This is a genomic window from Ruegeria sp. YTSB088 (assembly GCF_059609825.1).
The window spans coordinates 209,249-228,754 of sequence record NZ_JBXWMM010000001.1; the positions used below are offsets into that span (position 1 = coordinate 209,249).

16 protein-coding genes are annotated in these 19,506 nt (G+C 57.4%); 3 read left to right on the forward strand and 13 right to left on the reverse strand.

Going from position 1 to position 19,506, the window contains the following annotated elements:
- Positions 1 to 5: 5 nt before the first annotated feature.
- Positions 6 to 926 (reverse strand): citrulline utilization hydrolase CtlX, encoded by a 921-nt coding sequence (gene ctlX, locus AC2FFA_RS01055; RefSeq protein WP_299896355.1) that lies wholly within the window; start codon positions 924 to 926, stop codon positions 6 to 8.
- Complete coding sequence (gene rocF, locus AC2FFA_RS01060; RefSeq protein WP_496717334.1) at positions 926 to 1,846, reverse strand: arginase; 921 nt, start codon at positions 1,844 to 1,846, stop codon at positions 926 to 928. Before rocF ends, ctlX begins: the two co-directional genes overlap by 1 nt.
- A gap of 86 nt (positions 1,847 to 1,932) precedes the next feature.
- On the opposite strand from rocF, the gene AC2FFA_RS01065 reads away from it, so the two are divergent.
- A complete protein-coding gene (locus tag AC2FFA_RS01065; RefSeq protein ID WP_117869233.1) occupies positions 1,933 to 2,361 on the forward strand; it encodes an Lrp/AsnC family transcriptional regulator in 429 nt (142 codons plus the stop codon).
- A 117-nt stretch (positions 2,362 to 2,478) separates the two neighbouring features.
- Entirely contained in the window at positions 2,479 to 5,088 is a 2,610-nt protein-coding gene (mprF, locus tag AC2FFA_RS01070; protein ID WP_496849444.1) for a bifunctional lysylphosphatidylglycerol flippase/synthetase MprF, read from the forward strand.
- A 3-nt stretch (positions 5,089 to 5,091) separates the two neighbouring features.
- Here the strand turns inward: mprF and AC2FFA_RS01075 are convergent, their stop codons facing one another.
- From AC2FFA_RS01075 to AC2FFA_RS01100, 6 genes are all read right to left on the reverse strand, one after another.
- A complete protein-coding gene (locus AC2FFA_RS01075; RefSeq protein ID WP_496849445.1) occupies positions 5,092 to 6,642 on the reverse strand; it encodes an efflux transporter outer membrane subunit in 1,551 nt (516 codons plus the stop codon).
- 11 nt (positions 6,643 to 6,653) lie between these two features.
- Entirely contained in the window at positions 6,654 to 7,799 is a 1,146-nt protein-coding gene (locus AC2FFA_RS01080) for an HlyD family secretion protein (RefSeq protein ID WP_117869231.1), read from the reverse strand.
- Positions 7,800 to 7,820: 21 nt separating this feature from the next.
- Complete coding sequence (locus AC2FFA_RS01085; RefSeq protein WP_496849447.1) at positions 7,821 to 8,183, reverse strand: DUF3302 domain-containing protein; 363 nt, start codon at positions 8,181 to 8,183, stop codon at positions 7,821 to 7,823.
- 35 nt (positions 8,184 to 8,218) lie between these two features.
- Complete coding sequence (locus AC2FFA_RS01090; RefSeq protein ID WP_299896366.1) at positions 8,219 to 8,788, reverse strand: disulfide bond formation protein B; 570 nt, start codon at positions 8,786 to 8,788, stop codon at positions 8,219 to 8,221.
- Between the two features lie 10 nt (positions 8,789 to 8,798).
- Positions 8,799 to 8,954 (reverse strand): DUF5993 family protein, encoded by a 156-nt coding sequence (locus AC2FFA_RS01095; protein ID WP_162896778.1) that lies wholly within the window; start codon positions 8,952 to 8,954, stop codon positions 8,799 to 8,801.
- A 109-nt stretch (positions 8,955 to 9,063) separates the two neighbouring features.
- Positions 9,064 to 9,825: a DeoR/GlpR family DNA-binding transcription regulator gene (locus tag AC2FFA_RS01100; RefSeq protein ID WP_496849448.1), complete on the reverse strand. Its 762-nt coding sequence runs from the start codon at positions 9,823 to 9,825 to the stop codon at positions 9,064 to 9,066.
- Between the two features lie 180 nt (positions 9,826 to 10,005).
- Between AC2FFA_RS01100 and glpD the strand changes: the two genes are divergently transcribed.
- Positions 10,006 to 11,589 (forward strand): glycerol-3-phosphate dehydrogenase, encoded by a 1,584-nt coding sequence (gene glpD, locus AC2FFA_RS01105; RefSeq protein ID WP_496849821.1) that lies wholly within the window; start codon positions 10,006 to 10,008, stop codon positions 11,587 to 11,589.
- Positions 11,590 to 11,663: 74 nt separating this feature from the next.
- On the opposite strand, the gene AC2FFA_RS01110 is transcribed toward glpD, so the two are convergent.
- The 5 genes from AC2FFA_RS01110 to AC2FFA_RS01130 all read right to left on the reverse strand — a co-directional run bounded on the left by AC2FFA_RS01110 (position 11,664) and on the right by AC2FFA_RS01130 (position 19,440).
- A complete protein-coding gene (locus tag AC2FFA_RS01110) occupies positions 11,664 to 14,801 on the reverse strand; it encodes an efflux RND transporter permease subunit (protein ID WP_496849449.1) in 3,138 nt (1,045 codons plus the stop codon).
- A gap of 3 nt (positions 14,802 to 14,804) precedes the next feature.
- Positions 14,805 to 15,905: an efflux RND transporter periplasmic adaptor subunit gene (locus AC2FFA_RS01115; protein ID WP_496849823.1), complete on the reverse strand. Its 1,101-nt coding sequence runs from the start codon at positions 15,903 to 15,905 to the stop codon at positions 14,805 to 14,807.
- A 302-nt stretch (positions 15,906 to 16,207) separates the two neighbouring features.
- On the reverse strand, positions 16,208 to 17,953 hold the full coding sequence (gene metG / locus AC2FFA_RS01120) for a methionine--tRNA ligase (protein ID WP_496849451.1): 1,746 nt from the start codon (positions 17,951 to 17,953) through the stop codon (positions 16,208 to 16,210).
- Between the two features lie 33 nt (positions 17,954 to 17,986).
- On the reverse strand, positions 17,987 to 18,151 hold the full coding sequence (locus AC2FFA_RS01125; protein WP_496671820.1) for a hypothetical protein: 165 nt from the start codon (positions 18,149 to 18,151) through the stop codon (positions 17,987 to 17,989).
- A gap of 59 nt (positions 18,152 to 18,210) precedes the next feature.
- Positions 18,211 to 19,440, reverse strand: coding sequence for an MFS transporter (locus AC2FFA_RS01130; RefSeq protein ID WP_117869224.1), 1,230 nt, complete (start codon positions 19,438 to 19,440; stop codon positions 18,211 to 18,213).
- Positions 19,441 to 19,506: the final 66 nt, after the last annotated feature.

Consider the following 19,506-nt stretch of genomic DNA (forward strand, 5'->3'; position numbering starts at 1 on the left):
CTCTCCTATCGGCGGGCAAGGTGAACGCCTGCAATCATGCAGCGCACGGACCCACCGGCGGTTTCAATTGTTGGAACGGACAGCGGCAACGGTGTTGCACTGTCCTGGATTGTTGCGATTTGGTCTGGTGTGAGGGCGCCAAGTGCCCTGCGGGACAGGGCCAGCACCAACCCATCCCGCCCCGTCAGCTCAATGGCGTTACCCGCGAACTCGGCGATCTGGTCATGGGTCAGGTCAATGACGGTTCGACCGGATTCCTCCAGCCGATTGTGTACGGTCAAGCGGCGAACAGGGTCCGAAATCATATCGAGGCAAATCAAGGCGTAATGCGTGCCGATTCCCATCAATACGTTGGTGTGATAAACGTCCCGGCCCTTGGCATCGCGGGCCTCAAAGGCGATTGGCTCATAGTTGAAATGCGTGCAGAACCGTTCCAGCAAGACCGGATCCGCGCGATTGGACGTCACCGTGTAAGCGATGCGGGCCACGTGATCCAAAACCATCGCGCCGGTTCCTTCCAGAGCCAGGTTGTCTTGTTCCAGCCCGGAATAGTCGATGACATCTTGCACGCGGTATTCCTGTTTGAGCAGCTCGATTACATCGTTCCGGCGTTCGCGCCTGCGCGATGGCACAAACATCGGGTAGATCGCCACATGGCCGCCGGGATGTGTTGAGAACCAGTTGTTAGGAAAAACGCTGTCAGGTGTGTTGAGGTCGCCGAAATCGTCAAACACATGAACAGTGACTCCGGCGTCGCGCAATTGTTGCACCGCCCGATCATGTTCATCCCTGGCCGCGTCCGATGTCGCCTCGGCGGATACGGTGCTCAGCGTTTGAAAGGCATTGTCATCGCGTGTTTCCGGGTTGGATGCAAAAGCGTGTGGCCGGATCATGACAACGGCAGATGGCGCTTGAAGAGACAGCATCAGAAACTCCGGGTGGGGCGATCGAAGATACGGCGGCCCATCAAAGAGGCAGCCAGATCGACCATCAGTTTTGCGGTTCGGCCCCGGTCATCCAGAAACGGGTTCAGTTCGACCAGGTCCAGTGAGCAGACAAGCCCGCTTTCATGCAGCAGTTCCATGGCCAAATGGGCTTCGCGCTCGGTCGCACCGCCGGGCACGGTCGTGCCGACTGCGGGTGCCACGGCCGGGTCGAGGAAATCGACATCCAACGACACGTGTAGCAGAGCGTTTTCAGCCCTGACGCGATCCAGAAAGGCCAACAGGGGGGCTTTGATGCCATTTTCATCGATGCTGCGCATATCCGCCAGCATGGCGCGGTCCTGTTCCAGCGCCGCTCGTTCCGCCGGGTCGACAGAGCGCAATCCGATCATGCCGACGCGATCCGTCGGTATGACGGCGGGCAAAGGGGGAAAGTCCTCGAACCCGGGTCTGCCGGTAAAATACGCCACCGGCGTTCCGTGCAGGTTGCCGCTGCCCGTGCTGTCCGGAGTATGAAAGTCGCTGTGGGCGTCAAGCCATAGTACAAACAGGGGGCGATCGATCTGAGCAGCATGGGCGGCCATCCCGGCAACCGTACCCATGGACAGGGCGTGATCGCCCCCCATGAAAATAGGAATACCCTGACCGGCCGCGTCTTGCGCAGCTTTGCTGAGAGCTTGTGTCCACCCCACACATTCGGGCAGGGCGAACAGGTGCGGGTGTTGGGGAATGTCGACGCTTTCGGCTTGCACGTCGCCCCAATCGTGAACGGTGTGACCAAGATCAGACAGCGCTTGCTCCAACCCTGCCACGCGATACGCATCAGGGCCCATCCGGCATCCCTGACGGCGTTTTCCGGCGTCCATCGGGGCGCCAACCAGTATAATATCCTTGAGTTCCATATGTTCATTTAGGCCGTCATACTGTCTTGCGTGAAGTCAGCAAATTGCTCAAAATGGTCTCGGAAAATTCTTTATGAGAAAGCGTTATGGACGAATTGGACAATCGATTGCTCAATGCGTTGCAGCGGGATGCTCGGGCAAGCCTGTCAGAGCTGTCGGAAACGCTGGGCGTGACGCGTACAACGGTGCGCAGCAGGTTGCAGCGGCTGAAACAGTCCGGTGAAATCGTCGGCTTCACCGTTTTGACTCGTCGCGATCTGGCGCAAAGCCCGGTGCGCGGATTGATGATGCTCGAGATTGAAGGGCGCGGAACAGAACGCGTGATGGCCCGGATCGGAGCCATGCGTCAGGTGACGGCGGTTCATTCGACAAATGGCAGTTGGGATCTGATCGCCGAGATCAGCACCGAAACTCTGGCCGAACTGGATGAGGTTCTGTTTCAGATCCGAAAGATCGACGGTGTGACGCGTTCGGAAACGAACCTTTTGCTGTCAACACGCAGGGGGCGGCTCTAGCGCTTTGAGATAAAAACAAAATGTGCCAGAGTCTGTTGGCAGATGAAGTATTGATAGTCGACGGGCGGGTGAGCCGCACGTGGTATCTGCGATCAGAAACCGGCGGGGACGTGCAGCATGACCAATGCGGAAAGTGACGGTGAACCTCTGGCGGTGCACTGGGTTGAAAAGCTTACGGCCATGTTGGAAAAACCCTGGCTGCGGATCGCGATACCGGTTCTCGTGACTGGGATCGCGCTGACGGTTTTGCATGATTTGTCTACGCATGTGAAATGGTCGGATGTCCAGGCCGATATCGCGACGACGTCGTGGAAACTTATGTTTTTCGCCTTGCTTTGGACTGCGTTCAGTTTTCTTTCGCTATCGCTCTATGATGTGTTCGCCGTGCAGAGTGTGGCAGGCGGCAAAGTGCCTTTGCCTGTAGCCGGATTGGCAGGGGCCAGCGGCTATGCCGTATCGAATTGCCTGGGGTTTTCCTACATCACCGGGACGGCGATCCGGTACCGGATATATGCGTCTTTGGGATTGGATCTGGGGCGGGTGGCCGGGGTTATCGCAACGTCCTGGGTCGCGTTCTGGATGGGGCTTGTTCTGGTTCTGGGTGTGTTGCTGACCGTGCATCCGGACGGAATCTCCAAAGTGATGCCTGTCAGCGAAACGGTGGAAACCGTCATCGGATTGTGCCTTTTGGGGGCATTGGTCGCGATGTTCATATGGTTGTCCAGCGGGGGCAGGCGGTTGGGCTTAGCCGGTATAGGGTTTGATTTGCCAGGCGGCAAACTGGCCAGCTTGCTGACACTGGCCGCTATCGGAGATCTGGTTGGCGCGTCCATGGCGCTCTATGTCCTGATGCCGGACGATCTGGGCGTTGGCTATCCCTATTTCTTCACGATCTACATTGCAGCAATCGCCGTTGGAATCCTTAGCCACGCGCCGGGCGGGCTTGGGGTATTCGAAGCCACGCTGATCGCGGGGCTTGGGGTGTCGGGACGTTCGGATGTGATCGCAGCCTTGTTGTTGTATCGCGTCGTTTACACCTTCTTGCCGTTCGGTATCGCCAGCGTGTCCATTGCGGTCGCGTCCGCACTGACGCAGAGGCACAGGATCGGTGGGGCCGCGACATGGGTCTATCGGGTCATCCGCCCCATCGTTCCTATGGTGGCAGCCGGGATTGCGGCAGTGGCCGGAGTGATCCTGCTGGTGTCCGGAGCGTTGCCAGCGGGCACGCAGAACCTTGGCGTTCTGAGAGAGGTTTTGCCGCTATCGTTTGTCGAGGCATCGCACCTTGCCGGAAGTGCTGTCGGAGTACTGCTTTTGCTGGTGTCTCGCGGTTTGTTTCGAAAGCTCTACCGCGCATGGGTGGTGGCAATGTTGTTGATGGTGGCCGGGTTCTTTGCCTCGCTGGCAAAGGGACTGGACACTCACGAAGCGCTGTCGATGCTGGGTACGATTGGCCTTCTGGCCATGTTCCGCGGGGCGTTCTATCGGGTCAGTGGCGCGTCGATTTTCAGGCTGAATATCCCTTGGCTGATCAGCGTCGTGGTTCTGTTGGCAGTCATCTTCTGGGTCGGTCTGTTCACCTATTCCCACGTCGAGTACCAGAACGCCCTGTGGTGGGAATTTGGCTGGAACGGAGACGCCTCGCGCTTTTTGCGCTCCAGCCTTGTCGTAGCGGTGATCGTGGGGATTGTGGCCGTGAACTCCCTGTTCGGGCGAGAGATTCCGACACCTGTGCGCACGGAAATCCCCGGTGTCGTCGAACGGCTGGTGATGGAGTGCGAGGATACCGAATCCCAAATCTCGCTTACCGGTGACAAACAGTTCCTGATCTCACCGGATGAAACTGCATTCATTGCGTACGCAGACACGGGCAACGCTCTGATCTCGAAGGGAGAGCCGGTCGGCGATGAAGCAGCGGGGCAGCAATTGATCTGGCAGCTCAGGGAAATGGCGGACCGTGAGGGAAAACTGTGTGCCTTCTACAGTGTTTCAACCAAATACCTGCCGACATTTCTGGATTTGGGGCTGTCGATACTGAAGATCGGCGAGGTCGCGCGGGTGCCGCTAAAGGATTTCTCGCTGGATGGAAAGTCGCGCAAGCGGTTCCGGCAGGCCAGGAACCGGGCCGAGCGGGAGGGCTATGTATTCGAGATCATTCCGAAAGAAGACCTGGCCTCGGTTTTGCCGGAATTGCGCGCTATTTCAGATCATTGGCTGGCACAAAAGGCGGGTGCTGAAAAGGGCTTTGCGCTTGGGGGATTTGACGATCAGTACCTGTCCTATTTTGATCATGCGGTTCTGCGTGACGGTAAAACAGGCAAGATCATGGCCTTTGCCAACCTGTTTCAGGGCGGCAACAAATCCGAGCTGTCACTGGATTTGATGCGCTATGAACCTGATAGTCCAAGCTTTGTCATGGATGCACTTTTTGCGGAAATGATGAATTGGGGATCACAGCAGGGGTTCCACTGGTTCTCGCTGGGTGCGGCGCCGTTCTCGGGGATCGAAAACCGTCAACTTGCATCGCTTTGGAACCGCATCGGCGGCTTTGTCTATGAGCATGGCGAGCAGTTCTATCATTTCGAAGGGCTGCGCGCGTTCAAACAGAAATTCGACCCGGAATGGAGCCCCAACTATCTGGCCAGCCCCGGCGGGTTCGCCGCGCCCCGCATCCTTTACGAGGTCAATATCCTGATCTCGGGCGGTCTGCGCGGGTTGACCAAGTAGCCTCTAGTTCAGACTGGCTCGGGTCGGGGTTTTTTCAAGCAGATCGCCCCAGTCGGTGCGATAGGCCATTTCGGCCAGCACGGTTTCAGGCAGGAACTCTTGGTTTTGACGGATCTGCCATCCGCCGCCCAGACCTTTGTAAACCGCAACCAGATTGCTGGACACCTGCTGCCGCGCTTCGATCAAGTTGGCCTGCGACCGCAATAGCGCGGTCTGCGTGTTCAGAATGCGCGAATAGCTGGCGATGCCGTCCGTGTACTGGCTTATGGCGATATCTGCGGCCTTGCGTGAGGCATCGACGCTTTTCTGATAGAACCCAACCTGTTTTCGCGCTTGCGTATAGGCGACCATTGCGCTTTCCACTTCGGAATACGCGGTCAGAACGGTGTTCTGGTAATTGGCAATCAGCGCTTGATATGCCGCATCCTGCGCGCGGACATTGTTCTTGATGCGGCCATAATTAAGCACGTTCCAGACCACGCCAGCACTCGCCAGACCGGTGGTGCTGTTGCCGCTGAACAGATCGCGCCCGCCCGATGCCTGCAAACCGATCGCGCCCGACAGCACGAACTGCGGATACAGGTCAGCCATTGCGATGCCCACTTGTGCCGATTGCGTCGCGGCGGCCAGTTCTGCCGCGCGGACATCCGGGCGGCGGCGCAGCAGTTCTGCCGGCACGCCAACGGCCACATTTGTTCGCGCAGACGGGATACGACCGGAATTCCCAAGAAGACTGGTCATCCGGGATGGCGTGGTCCCCAGCAGCACGGCCAAAGCATTCTTGGTCTGTTGCAGGTCACTTTCCAGCTCGGGCACCAAGGCCTTGGTATTGTTGAGCAGGGCTGTGGATTCCTGAACGTCCAGCTCGGTCGTGACTCCGTTGTTGAATCGCAGCTGGGTCAGGTCCGCCGATTCCTGCTGCAATTTGATGTTTTCCCGGGCTACTGCCAAAGATTCCTGCAACGCGCGAATATTGACGTAGAGCGCGGCGACGTCGCCGGTCAGTGTCACCAATGCGTCGTCATAGTTTGCGACCTGCAAGGCCAGATTTGACCGAGCCGCCTGAACACCGCGCCGCTGCGCGCCCCAGACATCCAGTTCCCACTGGGCATCGAACCCAACCTGCGACGTCGAGAATTCCGTATCTAGGGGGATGATCCGGTTGATATCGGCAACAGGCCCTAGGTTATTGCTGATTTGCCGTCGCTGCAATGACCCGCCGATGGCCTGAGATTGCGGGTACAATTCGCCGAAAGCAATCCCCAACTGTGCCCGCGCTTGCAGCACCCGTGCCCCCGCGACCTGAAGCGTCAGGTTTTGGGCGTAGGCCTCGGCAATCAGCCGGTTGAGGGTCGGGTCATTGAATGTCTCCCACCATTTAACCACGGGTGCGCTGCGCGATGTCAGGCCGCCTTGGCCGGCGCTGGGTGTGTTGACCTCGATCCATAGTTTCACGACCGGAGAGTTCGGCCGCACGAAATCGGGCCCTACGGGCGTGCAGGCCGCCAAAGTGGCGGCGCAAAGTGCGGTTCCCATCAACCGGCGGAGTGTCATGGCGCGCATCCTCAGATATCCAGCGGTCGGATGAAGTTGGCGAAGGAATAGAGACGGATGTTGATGCGTCTCAGGAACTCAAAGCTTTTGCCCTGTCCGGTGTAGATCGCCACTGCGGCGTGGCCACCCGCTGGGAAAGTGTGCCCTTCAGGGACATCGACGGTGATCTGCACAGCAATTCGACCAGGCAGTTTTGGCAGTTCAAAGCCGGGCAGGCGGCCTGACGGGATCAGTTGCCCTTGGCGTGTAGCCCACCAGATCGCCTCGACCTTGCCGGTCAGGATTTCACCCGGGTAAAGATCCAGCGCCACCTCGACCTCTTGCCCCGGTTCCACGAATTTCAGGTTTTGCTGGCGGTAGGTCGCAAGAATGTAGGGGCTGTCTTCGGTCACGAAACTGGCAATCGCGCCCAGTCGAACATCGCCGACGACCAGCCCGGGGCGCGCTTGCTGCGAAACGATCATGCCGTTTTCTGGTGCGTAGATCGTTGTGTTTTCGAGGAAATATCTGGCCTCAGCCAATTGCGCCTGGGCCTGAAGAATACCCGTGTTCACACCGTCTATCTGGGATTCCACAGCCAACTGTGCTTTTTCCAGATTTGCCTCGGCCTGTTTGACGGCGGCAAGGTCTTCTGTCACCTGCTCGTTCCAGCGGTCCAGATCGTCTTGCCGCGCTCCACCGGCGGGCACGAGAGTTTCATAGCGTGCTTGCTGAGTCTGCGCGTAGGCCAATTGCGCGTTTGCACGTTCAACTGCTTCGGTCGACGCGATCACATCCTGTTCCAGAATTTTGGCATTCTGTTCGGCGGCGACCAACTGCGCCTGCGCATTGTTCACCGCCAGTGAAAACACCGTGTCATCAAAGCGGTAGAGCGGATCGCCCTTGGTGACCGGTGTATTGGGTTCCACAAGTACCTCGGTCAGGATCGTTGGCTGTGTCAGCTTTGGGATGATCTGTATGGTCGAACGCACCACATGGCTGTCGACCGAGAAGGGCTGGAAGAACCGCAATGCGACCAGAAAGATCAGCAGCAGATGCGCACCGACCCAGAAGGACACAATGCCCCAGGCAATGTTGAATTTCAGCAATTCCAGCTTGAAGAAGATAAGCCAGACAAAAATGATGTAAAATAACGTGATGCCAAGGGCGACGAACATGTTTGGTTGTTTCCTTCAGCCTTAGCTTCGCTGCGTGTCGTCTGTGTCCAGACGATCTTGATACTCAGGCCTGACATCGCCACCCAGACGGTTGATTTCATCACGAATAGCGTCTTTTTCCTCATCAGGGCCACGGCGAATGTCGACTGTAACACCGTCGTGGAACGCCCACATGAAGGCGTGAACCCAGGGCACCACGGCCAGAAACCCCATCCAGCCCATGATCTTTACGGCTTCGGCATGGGGATGATTGCGTTTGATGGCGATCCGACCTGGAAGACCCATGAGGAACAGAAACAAACCCATCACCGCCGCAAGAAGCAGGATCAATGCCACGAAAGTCAGGTAGTCATAGTAGCCAAGCGGCTGTCCCAGTAGTCCCATGCTCGCGCCTCCTTTTTGGGAAGGTTACGTTATCTTCAGTTTCCGGCGTCCAATTCGTCAATCACCTTGTAGCTTGTCGGCGGGTCGGCGCAGATACCCGGTCCGCATTCCAACAAGGCCGATCCGGCATTCAGCACTGCCAGCGCCAGCATGACGAAAAATGCGATTTTGGCCAGAGTATTTCCGCCGAACTTTGGTTCCTGACTTGAAGGGTCCGCGTATTGGCGATCAAACAACAGCATGATCGATGTGCCCAGCAAAACAAGGAAAAAGGCGATTCCGGCCCAAGTATAATAGTGCAGCCCCAGAATAGGAGAACCGTAGTGCCCGGTTCCGGGCACGATATGCAGAAGAATTTGCCGGATCGAGACACTGCCTCCATATAAGGCCGCAATCAGCATGATGGCGTAATGTTGCGGTCGCGCGCCGTAGAGCAGGTTCAAACCAATTCCTACGCCGACGGCGACAAGTCCGACGCGCTGCAGCAGGCAAAGCGGGCAGGGCAGTTCGTAAAGGACGACTTGATAGAAAAATGCCAACGCCAGAACCAGACAGACGGCCAGCATTCCTATCGCGTTGAGGGTGCGGGACAGTTCAGGTGTCATGGCAAGCCCCTCAGAGTTGAATTGTCAGCTGGGTGGTGGCGTGGAATTTCAGCCAATACACACACAGGGCCAACGTGGCGAAAAATAGCACGTTGCCAGCCTTTGTCAGATTGAAATAGTTAAGCGCCATCGTGGCGGTAAGTAATGCAAATAAAAGCGCAATCATGGCCCGGTTCTCCCCTCCCGTGCACAGTTCCTTTTACAATGGATAGTGTCAGGCCAAGTCCCGTCTGGCAAGCCGCGCGACCCGCCTGAGCGTTGAAAGGTGCGATTGCTTAACCGCAGATAACAACGTTTGTTTGCCATTCGCGACAGCGCTGCGGCAGGGTGCCGGGCAGGGGCGCATCGGTATAGACCGCGTCAAGTTCGGCCATCGAAGCTATGCGTGCCGGGGCCGAGCGTTGGAACTTTGAGTGATCGGCCACCAGAAAAGTACGGCGGGCCTGATCGATAATGGTCTGGCTGACCTGAACTTCCTGAAAGTCGAAGTCCAAAAGATCTCCGTCTGTATCCAGTGCCGAGCACCCGATGACGGCGAGATCGAATTTGAAGTGCCGGATGGTCGACACGGTTAGGGTGCCGATCAGACCGCCGTCTGTTCGACGCAGGACGCCACCGGCCATGACGATTTCACAGTCGGAGTTTTCAATCAGGATGTTTGCAACGTTCATATTGTTCGTCACCACCATCAGGTTTTTGTGGTTCAGCAATTGTCTTGCCACGGCCTCGGTCGACGTTCCGATGTTCATGAAAACCGACGCACCGTCTGGGATTTCGGCCGCGCAGGCCTGCGCGATGCGGGTCTTGGCGTCAGCGTTCAAGGCACGGCGGTCTTCGTATCCGATATTTGAGACGCCTGATCGCAGAACCGCACCGCCATGAACCCGGTCCAGTTTGCCCGCATCTGCAAGCTCTGTCAGGTCGCGTCGGATTGTCTGGACGGTGACACCAAAGCGTTCGGCCAGGCCGTCGACCGTAACGCGTCCTTCGGCGCTGGCGATTTTCAAGATGTCGGATTGGCGAAAAGACAGGGACATGAGCGGTTCCGGCGCAGAAGATACGTTTTCGTTTTTGTTCTTTTTGTTGGTTTTGGCAAGACAACGTGCTTGCAATACATACCAGCGTTGCAAAAAGAAAGAAAACGAACATAAACATTGACGAAGCGAAGGGTGTTCTGGCTAATGCCCGTAACCGTGTTTCGCAGGGAATCAATGGATATGCAGTCGACGGACACCCAGATCACAGACCTTTTCGTCATTGGCGGCGGGATTAACGGTTGCGGCATCGCACGGGATGCTGCCGGACGGGGTCTTTCAGTAACATTGGCCGAGATGAACGATCTGGCTTCGGCGACATCGTCAGCCTCGACCAAGCTGTTTCATGGCGGGTTGCGGTATCTGGAGTATTTCGAGATCCGTCTGGTGCGCGAAGCCCTGATCGAACGCGAAACCTTGCTGCGCGCGATGCCGCATATCAGCTGGCCGATGCGCTTTGTGCTGCCGTACCACAAGGACATGCGGTTCGATTCGGAAACGCCGACCTCACGGCTGCTCAGCAAGGTCATGCCGTGGATGCGGGGGCGGCGTCCGGCCTGGCTGATCCGGTTGGGTCTGTTCATGTATGACAATCTGGGCGGGCGCAAAATCTTGCCGGGTACGACGTCATTGGACCTGCGGTCGGCACCAGAGGGGGGCCCGTTGCAGGACAAGTTTGAAACAGCTTATGAATACTCTGACTGCTGGATCGAAGACTCGCGACTGGTGGTCTTGAATGCGCGGGATGCCGAAGCACGCGGCGCGCAGATCATGGTCCGAACCGAAGTGACCTCGGCCGAGAGGGTTGGTGATCTTTGGGAAGTGTCCATTCGGGATCGGGACAGCGATGAAACCCAAGTGGTTCGGGCCAGAATGCTGATCAATGCAGGCGGACCCTGGGTGGGTGACATCATTCAAACCAAGATCCGTGTGAACTCTCGCGAGGGCGTGCGGCTTGTGCGGGGCAGTCATATCGTGACGCCCAGGCTTTACGATCACGACAAATGCTACTTTTTCCAGGGCGAAGATGGCCGCATCATTTTCGCCATTCCGTACGAGCAGGATTTTACCCTGATCGGAACAACGGATCAGGACCATCCGGACCCGGCCACGAAACCGGCCTGCACCGAGGCCGAACAGGATTACCTGTGTGCCTTCGCGTCCAAATACTTCAAACGTGCCGTGACATGCGAAGATGTCGTTTGGACCTATTCCGGCGTACGGCCTCTTTATGATGACGGAGCAAGCAGTGCCACTGCTGCGACACGGGATTACACTTTGAAAGTCGATGCGCAGAGCGGGGCACCTATTTTGAATGTGTTTGGCGGCAAGATCACAACCTATCGCAGGCTTGCAGAAAGCGCGCTCGAAAAGGTTGGTGAGTTTTTCCCGAACCTGCCCGGCCCCTGGACCGCTGGTGTCGCACTTCCGGGGGGTGATTTTCCGGTGGATGCTGTCGAAACCCTGAAAGGCGATCTTTTGACGGCCTTCCCCTTTTTGACCGAAACCTGGGCTGCCCGCTTGATCAGAGCTTACGGGACAGAAGCACGGGACGTTTTTGGAGATGCGAAACAGGTATCCGATCTGGGAGAGGACTTTGGCGCAACCCTGACCGCGCGAGAGGTCGCGTGGCTGATGGACAAGGAATATGCCCGCACAGCCGAAGATGTGGTTTGGCGCCGCAACAAATTGGGCTTGCGGCTGACGCCCGAGCAGATTGCGCGGATCGATCAATGGATGTCCGCACGGTCTGAGGATGAAAGTTAGCTTTAAAACACCTGAAACCTATCAGCGGGATTGCAAAAAAGCCCCACCAGTTCTGGTGGGGCTTTTTTGTGTAGTCAGGCGGCTTCTTCAGAAGGGTCGGGCTCCTTCTTGCTGCCCTTCAACCATTCTCGCAAGCCCTGCATCAGGGCGTAGAGCACGGGCACCACGATCACACCAACCAGCGTCGCGGCCAGCATCCCGCCGAACACCGCGACACCAATCGCTTTCTGGCTGGCGGCGCCGGCTCCGTTGGCGGCCAGCAGCGGTACAACACCGAGGAGGAAGGACAAGGCAGTCATCATCACTGCGCGGAAACGCTGATGCGCAGCCTCTGCGGCGGCCTCTTTAATGGACAACCCCTTGGCGCGTTGCTCCATGGCGAACTCGACGATAAGAATACCGTTCTTCGAGGCCAGCCCCACAAGCATGATCATACCGATCTGCGTATAGAGGTTGATGTCACTGCCCACGATCGCCACCGCCGCCACGGCACCAAACAGGGCCACAACAACGGAAAGCAGGATTGAAACAGGTAAGGTCCAGCTTTCGTACTGACCCACCAGGAACAAGTAACCGAACAGGATGGCAAGCCCGAGGATGATGATCACCAGACTGCCCGAGGCCAGCTGTTGCTGTGCTGTCCCTGTCCATTCGAACGAATAGCCCGGGGGCAGGGCGGTTGCGGATTCCTCCGTCATCACGTTGATTGCGTCGCCGCTGGACAAGCCGGGTGCTGGTACCGCCGTCACCGTGGCAGACCGGAACAGGTTGTGGCGCTTCAGCAGAACCGGACCCAACACGTTTTCCACGTCGATCAGTGTCCCTAACGGCACCATGTCGCCGTTTTGAGAACGGACATAGAGGTTCGCGATATCCTCGACATTGTCCCGATAAGTGCCATCAGCCTGAATCATCACGCGGTAGACGCGGCCGAACAGGTTGAAGTCATTGACATAGTACGACCCCAGTTGTGCCTGCATGGTCTGAAAAATCTCGGCGACCGAGACATTCAGCGTTTTGGCCTTTTCGCGGTCCAGATCAACGAACAGCTGCGGGACGTTGGCGCGGAAGGTTGTATAGGCCTGCCCGATCTCGGGTCTCTGATTGGCCGAATACACGAACGAACCCACGGCCGAGGCCAGATCCTGCGGTGTGCCACCGCCGGTTTGCTGAACCTCCATTTCTACGCCCGCGGACATGCCAAGACCCTGGATAGGTGGTGGGTTGAAGGCCAGGATCGAAGCCGCTGATTCACCATTCGCAATCGCCAGTACCTTGGCCAGAATGGCATCAGCGCTCAGATCGTCTTCTTGCCGCTCGCTCCAATTGTCGAGATTGACGAAAATCGCAGCGCCATTGGTGATCGTGCCGTTCAGCATCGAAAAGCCGTTGACAAGAACCGTGCTCGCAACGCCCGGGATTTCGCTTATCTGTTCGTCCAGACGTGCGGTGACCGCCTCTGTCCGTTCCAGAGTGGCAGCATCCGGCAACTGAACATCGACGAACAAGTACCCGTTGTCCTCAAGCGGGATAAACCCGGCAGAGGTATTCGACATGATTGTCCCCGTACCAAAACCAAGACCGACCACGATGGCCAGCGCGATGGCGGGGAAAATCAGCAGTTTGCGTACTATGGCGACATAGCCGTTGCGAACCGTGCCGATGAAACTTTCGAAGACCGCCAGCAGCCCTTTGGGAGGGCCAGATCTGGCACGTAGCACCAAGCCACACAGGGCGGGCGAAAGGGTCAGCGCGTTGATGGATGAGATAACGACAGCGGTCGAGATCGTGACCGCAAATTGGGAATACAACCGCCCCGAGATGCCGGGCATGAACGTCACCGGCACGAACACCGCCAGAAGAACCAAAGTGGTCGCGATGACCGGTCCAGTTATCTGGCCCATGGCTTTTCGGGTCGCTTCAGCCGGAGGCAACCCTTCATCCGCAATAATGCGCTCCACGTTTTCAACAACGACGATGGCGTCGTCTACCACGATACCAATGGCAAGCACCAAGGCGAACAGCGAGATGGTGTTCAGGGACATCCCAAACGCCAGCAGGAAGGCAAAAGTGCCGATCAGGGACACTGGAATTGCCACCGCCGGAATGATCGTTGCGCGCCAACTTCCCAGGAAGACAAACACAACCGAAATAACGAGAATGAAGGTCAGGATCAGAGTCGAGACCACGTCGTTCAAAGAGGCCTCGACAAAGTCGGTCGTGTTGAAGGGTACATCATACTCGACATCCGTCGGGAACGCGCGGGACAGCCGTTCCAATTCGGCCTGCACACGTTCCGATACCGCCAAAGCGTTTGCACCGGGGGCCTGATAGATGCCGATAACCGTGGCAGGAACCGACTGAAAAAAGCCCGAAGCCGCATAATATTCTGCGCCAAGCTCAACCCGAGCGATGTCCTTGACGCGGACGATGGCGCCGGCATCGCCGGTCCGGATAACAATGTCACCGAATTCTTCTGCGGATGTCAGACGGCCTTTGGATTTGATCGTGTATTGAAACGTCTGCCCTTCGGGTACAGGTGGTGCACCGATGGAACCGGCAGACACTTCGATATTCTGTTCCCGGATTGCATTGATGACATCCCCAGGAGTGATGGACAGCGCCGCCATCTTGTCCGGGTCCATCCAGATCCGCATGGCGTATTCAAGGTTGGTCAGAACATCAGCCTTACCAACACCCTGCACACGGGCCAGCGCATCGCGCAGATTGATCGAGGCATAGTTCGACAGGAACACACTGTCATAGGTCCCATCGGGTGAGGTCAGAGTGACCAGCATCAGCATGTTGGTCGAAGATTTCTGTGTCACGACGCCGGACGAAGTGACCTCGGCTGGCAATGACGACATGGCCTGCGCAACCCGGTTTTGAACGTTGACCGATGCGATGTCAGGATCGGTGCCCACCTCAAAGGTCACATCCAGCGAGTAGGACCCGTTGTCCGACGATCTGGACGTCATATAGATCATGTCGTCCACACCGTTGACCTGCGCCTCAATCGGCGCGGCAACGGTGTTTTCAACGGTTTCGGCGTTTGCACCGGTATATGTGGTTGAGACGTTGACCACCGGTGGCGTGATGTCCGGAAACTGCGCGACCGGCAGAACCAGGTACCCGATGCCGCCCATGATGGTCAGCACCAGTGAGATGACAAGCGCCAGCTTGGGGCGGCTTATGAACAGGGCTGAGAACATCTGTTACTCTCCCGGCTGTTCAGAGGCCACGACCGCATCAACAGCCACACCGGGGCGGACCCGCTGCAAGCCCTCGACAATGACGCTTTCACCTTCACGCAGTCCGTCCAGCACGATAATCGCAGTACCAAAAGTGTCACCTGTTGTGATGTAGCGTTGTTCGACCATTTGCTTGTCATTAACCACCAGGACAAAATCGCCCCGCTGATCGCGCTGCAAGGCGGCTTGTGGCACCAGAACCTGCAAGGTCGGCTCCAGCGCTTCGATCTGCACATTCACGAAAGCGCCGTCCAGGATCAGCCGGTCCGTATTGTCGAATTGGGCCCGCATTGTGATTGCGCCGGTCAATGGGTCGATGCGGTTATCAACGAATACAATTCTGCCGACTTCATCCATCTCTGTGCCATTGGGCAGGGTGACGTGCACGTTTGGGCTTTGCGGACTATCCGCAAGAGAGGCTGAGTTTTCGCCAACGGTCTGCAAAACCGAGGTAAAGAGCTTTTCGTTCAACGAGAAATTCACGTAGATTGGCGTCTCGCTGACGATATTGACCAGTGGAGGGTTGTTTGGACCAACAACATCGCCAACGCTTGTGGTGATCCTGCCGATACGGCCATCAAATGGTGCGTGGATCTGCGTGTAGCTCAGGTCGAGCTCGGCCTGCCGGATCGCAGCTTTGGCTGCTTTCACCTCTGCCTCTGCGACCAGTTCATTGGCGCGCGCGATGTCGCGTTCCGATTCCGGCGTCGCGTCACGTTTGTAAAGCTCTTCTTTACGCGCCAGATCAACCTTTGCCAGCTCAAGATTAGCTTCCGCCCGGTTCTGATCGGCTTTTCGGGCCTCAAGCGTGGCCTCGTAAAGGTCGGGTTCGATGGTGAACAGCAGGTCGCCTTCATTTACCGTCGCTCCATCCTCGACCTCGCGGCTGTTGAGAAACCCGTTCACGCGCGCCACGATATCGACTTTGTTGATTGCCTCGGCGCGCCCGATGAACGTGGCCTCGTCGGTGATTTCCTCGGTATAGGCTGCGGCTATGGAAACCTTCGGTGGTGCCCCTTCTTCCTGCGCGGTCGCAGGATGCGCCAAACCCAAGGACAACAGCATGAATACGGCGGCCAAATGCCTGCTGGTCTTGTTGGGCGAAATGAATGCTGGGGACATGGCGAAAGCCTCGTTCGATGCAGAAACAAAAGATACCGACCCGGTCGTCAGGGCGACCCGAGTCGGAGGAACTTGATCTCAGGATGACTTTTTTGTGCCGATATCTCAAGCGTGATGAATCTTGAGTCGATCGGGGCCGATGTCAAAAATTTCAGCACTTATGCTGGCTTAGGTCCCGGCGTGGTCATCGGGCCCGAGCGAGAAGGGGGTCGGAATGGCCCCCCTGGTTCTAGGTATCGGATGGTTCAGTCGCGGGTCCCAGCGAATTTCTCCTGCCATTCTTCACGCTGTTCATCCGCTATCTTGGCGAACAGAACGTCGGGCACGGTAAAGTCGTGTCCGGAGGGCAGGGCGTTCAACGCCACGGCGACATCATCCGGCCAGCTGGTATCCAACGTGTTCATCGCGCTCAGCATACGGGCCGAGGTGTCGGGGATGAACGGCGCGCTGAGAACGGCGTAAAGGCGGATCAGGTTCAGGCCAAGACGTACCTGCGCAGCTGCCCGCTCGGGGTCTTCCTTGAACGTGGACCACGGAGCTGCAGCCTGCAGATATTCATTTCCGGCAACCCAGATTGCCCGTAGCTCCTGCGCGGATTTGCGAACCTCCATCGCCCCCATGTGGCCCTCATAGGTGCGGACGCGTTTGGTGAGTTCTTCGATCAGAGCTTGCTCGCGGGCGTCAAACTCACCGCCTTCGGGCACGGTCTCACCAAATTTCGAACGGCAGAATTTGGTAATCCGGCTGACAAAGTTGCCCAGAACGTCGGCGAGGTCCTTGTTCACCGATTGCTGGAAGTTCTCCCACGTGAACTCACTGTCGCTGCTTTCCGGCGCATGGCTCAGCAGCCACCAGCGCCAATAATCGGCAGGCAGAATGTCCAGTGCCTGATCCATGAACACGCCACGGCCCTGGCTGGTCGAAAACTGGCCGCCGTCATAATTCAGGTAGTTGAACGACTTGATAAAATCCACCAGCTTCCAGCGTTCGGGTGATCCGGTCTCTTCATTATGAGTGTTGGTGCCCAGAATGGTGGCCGGGAACGACAACGTATGGAACGGCACGTTGTCCTTTCCCATGAACTGGACATAGCGCACGTCGTCCGCGCCCTTGTCGGTGCGCCACCAGCGTTCCCAATCCGCGTCTGCCCTGCCGTTGGCGTCAGCCCATTCCTTGGCACAGGCGATGTATTCAATGGGGGCGTCGAACCAGACGTAAAAGACCTTGCCCTCCATCCCCGGCCATTCCTGATCGCCTTTTTTGACCGGCACACCCCAGTCCAGATCGCGGGTGATGCCACGGTCTTGCAAGCCGTCGCCGTCATGCAGCCACTTTTTGGCAATTGACGTGGTCAGGACCGGCCAGTCTGTCTTGCTGTCGATCCACGCATCCAGCTTATCCTTCATCGCGGATTGGCGCAGATACAGGTGCTTGGTTTCACGTATTTCAAGATCGGTCGACCCGGAAATGGCCGAGCGCGGCTCGATCAGGTCCGTCGGATCCAACTGCTTGGTGCAGTTCTCGCACTGGTCGCCGCGCGCGCGGTCATAGCCGCAATTGGGGCAGGTGCCTTCAATATACCGATCGGGCAAAAAGCGGCCATCAGCGTTGGAATAAACCTGTTTTTCGCTGACTTCGCGGATGAGGCCCGCGTCATCCAACTTACCCGCAAAATGCTGGGTCAGGCGCTTGTTCTGTTCGCTGGACGAGCGTCCAAAGTGATCGAAGCTGAGCCCAAACCGATTGGCGATATCGGCCTGAATCGCATACATGTCGGCGCAGTACTCGGCCACCGGTTTACCCGCCTTGGCCGCTGCCAGCTCGGCTGGTGTGCCGTGTTCATCCGTGGCGCACAGGAACATGACCTCGTTCCCCCGGCCACGCTGGTAACGTGCATACAAGTCGGCAGGCAATTGCGAGCCGATCAGATTGCCGAGGTGTTTGATCCCGTTGATATAGGGGATCGCCGAGGTGATGAGAATCCGAGCCATGATCCGTTTCCGCGTAACTGTCTGCGCGCCCGTCTACATGATGTGATCGTCCAGCAAAAGCCCGACATTGACCTGCAAGTCAATTTGGACGCCGAATGGTCCGAAAACCGCGCTGCCCCGGCGATCTGGTTCGCGTTCCCGGAACAGTATAACCGCAATGCGTTGCATCTGAGCTGTTCGGACCCGTCCTTGTTTCATGCAAGGCCGACCGAAAAAACCGGGGCAATCACGAAAGGCATACAAAAACCAGCGGGTGTCTAGTTTTTCAAGTTTTCCCGCGACCGTTTGAGAAGGCGACCAATCGTGAATGAGGTACGCGGGGCATAAACATAGTTCGTACGCTCCTCGGGGGTGGGGCGGGACCGCATCCGCGCCAGACCAAATACGATCAGGAAGACATGCCCGAACGCGACGAAGGCAAAAAGGGCCCCGGGACCAAATTTCTGGATCAAAGTCGAGGTAATATAGGGCGATGCAATTGCCCCCAAGGCAAACCAGAACATCAGGGCCGCAGACAGCTCCACCCGTTCCTCGGATGTGGCGAAGTCATTTGCGTGGGCAGAAGAAACCGAGAAGATCGGGAAGGTTGTCAGGCCAAAGAATACCGCTGCCGACATGACCCCGATCGTTCCGGTGCCGCTTGCCGCCATAGTGACGCCACAACTGAGCACCGCTGCAGCTGACAACCAGATCAGCACCCAGCGCCTGTCATATTTGTCAGCCAGCCAGCCGACGGGGTATTGTGCAAGCGCACCACCCATTACGAACGAGGCCAGGAAGAATGCGATCTGATCGACGGCAAGGCCGACTTCTTGCCCGTAAACCGGACCCACCATACGGAACGAGGCCGAGCTGACCGCGGCCACGATCACACCCGCCACGGCCAGCGGTGAGCTGCGCCATGCCAGCCCGGGTTTAAGGCGAGGCGCATCAGGTGTTTTGGGCTGGCTTGCTTTGGTCAGAGTCAACGGCAGCAGCGACGCACAGCACAAGATCGCAAGCAGGTTGTATGAGACATATGAAGCCGGGGGCAGAACGGCGATAATTAACTGGGCGCACAGGGATGCGCCCATATCCGCGATCCGGTACGTACCCATCGCACGCCCTCGGGTTTCATTGGTGACCTTTGCGTTCAGCCAGGCCTCGATCACCGTGTACGCGCCTGCCACGCAGGTGCCAGAGGCCACACGCAGGGCCGCCCAGATGTATGGGTTTTCAGTCAGCGTATGCCCGATCAAGCCCATTGCACCCAGCGCAGTGCAAACGGCAAATGCACGCGAATGACCAACATTTCCCATCAGACGTGGTGCCCACCAGCAGCCGATGAAAAACCCCAGAAAGTGCGAAGATCCCAATAGGCCGATCTGTTCTGTTGTGAAATTCAGCGTGATGCCCGATATGGCATCGAGAGGTCCGACGCCTCCTGTCGAAAGCTGTAGCAGAATGACCGAAAGAAACAGGGCGGCAAATGAAATGATCGTGCGCATGGTGGTCTCAGATTGGCAGTGTCGCCGCACAATGCGCGCATCAATTCGACTTTAGCGAGTCGTTTT

What these genes read in the sequence shown, in the direction of transcription:
- ctlX (WP_299896355.1), bottom strand. Translation starts at nt 926, where the DNA reads ATGCTGTCTCTTCAAGCGCCATCTGCCGTTGTCATGATCCGGCCACAC.
- rocF (WP_496717334.1), bottom strand. Translation starts at nt 1,846, where the DNA reads ATGGAACTCAAGGATATTATACTGGTTGGCGCCCCGATGGACGCCGGA.
- AC2FFA_RS01065 (WP_117869233.1), top strand. Translation starts at nt 1,933, where the DNA reads ATGGACGAATTGGACAATCGATTGCTCAATGCGTTGCAGCGGGATGCT.
- mprF (WP_496849444.1), top strand. Translation starts at nt 2,479, where the DNA reads ATGACCAATGCGGAAAGTGACGGTGAACCTCTGGCGGTGCACTGGGTT.
- AC2FFA_RS01075 (WP_496849445.1), bottom strand. Translation starts at nt 6,642, where the DNA reads ATGACACTCCGCCGGTTGATGGGAACCGCACTTTGCGCCGCCACTTTG.
- AC2FFA_RS01080 (WP_117869231.1), bottom strand. Translation starts at nt 7,799, where the DNA reads ATGTTCGTCGCCCTTGGCATCACGTTATTTTACATCATTTTTGTCTGG.
- AC2FFA_RS01085 (WP_496849447.1), bottom strand. Translation starts at nt 8,183, where the DNA reads ATGGGACTACTGGGACAGCCGCTTGGCTACTATGACTACCTGACTTTC.
- AC2FFA_RS01090 (WP_299896366.1), bottom strand. Translation starts at nt 8,788, where the DNA reads ATGACACCTGAACTGTCCCGCACCCTCAACGCGATAGGAATGCTGGCC.
- AC2FFA_RS01095 (WP_162896778.1), bottom strand. Translation starts at nt 8,954, where the DNA reads ATGATTGCGCTTTTATTTGCATTACTTACCGCCACGATGGCGCTTAAC.
- AC2FFA_RS01100 (WP_496849448.1), bottom strand. Translation starts at nt 9,825, where the DNA reads ATGTCCCTGTCTTTTCGCCAATCCGACATCTTGAAAATCGCCAGCGCC.
- glpD (WP_496849821.1), top strand. Translation starts at nt 10,006, where the DNA reads ATGCAGTCGACGGACACCCAGATCACAGACCTTTTCGTCATTGGCGGC.
- AC2FFA_RS01110 (WP_496849449.1), bottom strand. Translation starts at nt 14,801, where the DNA reads ATGTTCTCAGCCCTGTTCATAAGCCGCCCCAAGCTGGCGCTTGTCATC.
- AC2FFA_RS01115 (WP_496849823.1), bottom strand. Translation starts at nt 15,905, where the DNA reads ATGCTGTTGTCCTTGGGTTTGGCGCATCCTGCGACCGCGCAGGAAGAA.
- metG (WP_496849451.1), bottom strand. Translation starts at nt 17,953, where the DNA reads ATGGCTCGGATTCTCATCACCTCGGCGATCCCCTATATCAACGGGATC.
- AC2FFA_RS01125 (WP_496671820.1), bottom strand. Translation starts at nt 18,151, where the DNA reads ATGAAACAAGGACGGGTCCGAACAGCTCAGATGCAACGCATTGCGGTT.
- AC2FFA_RS01130 (WP_117869224.1), bottom strand. Translation starts at nt 19,440, where the DNA reads ATGCGCACGATCATTTCATTTGCCGCCCTGTTTCTTTCGGTCATTCTG.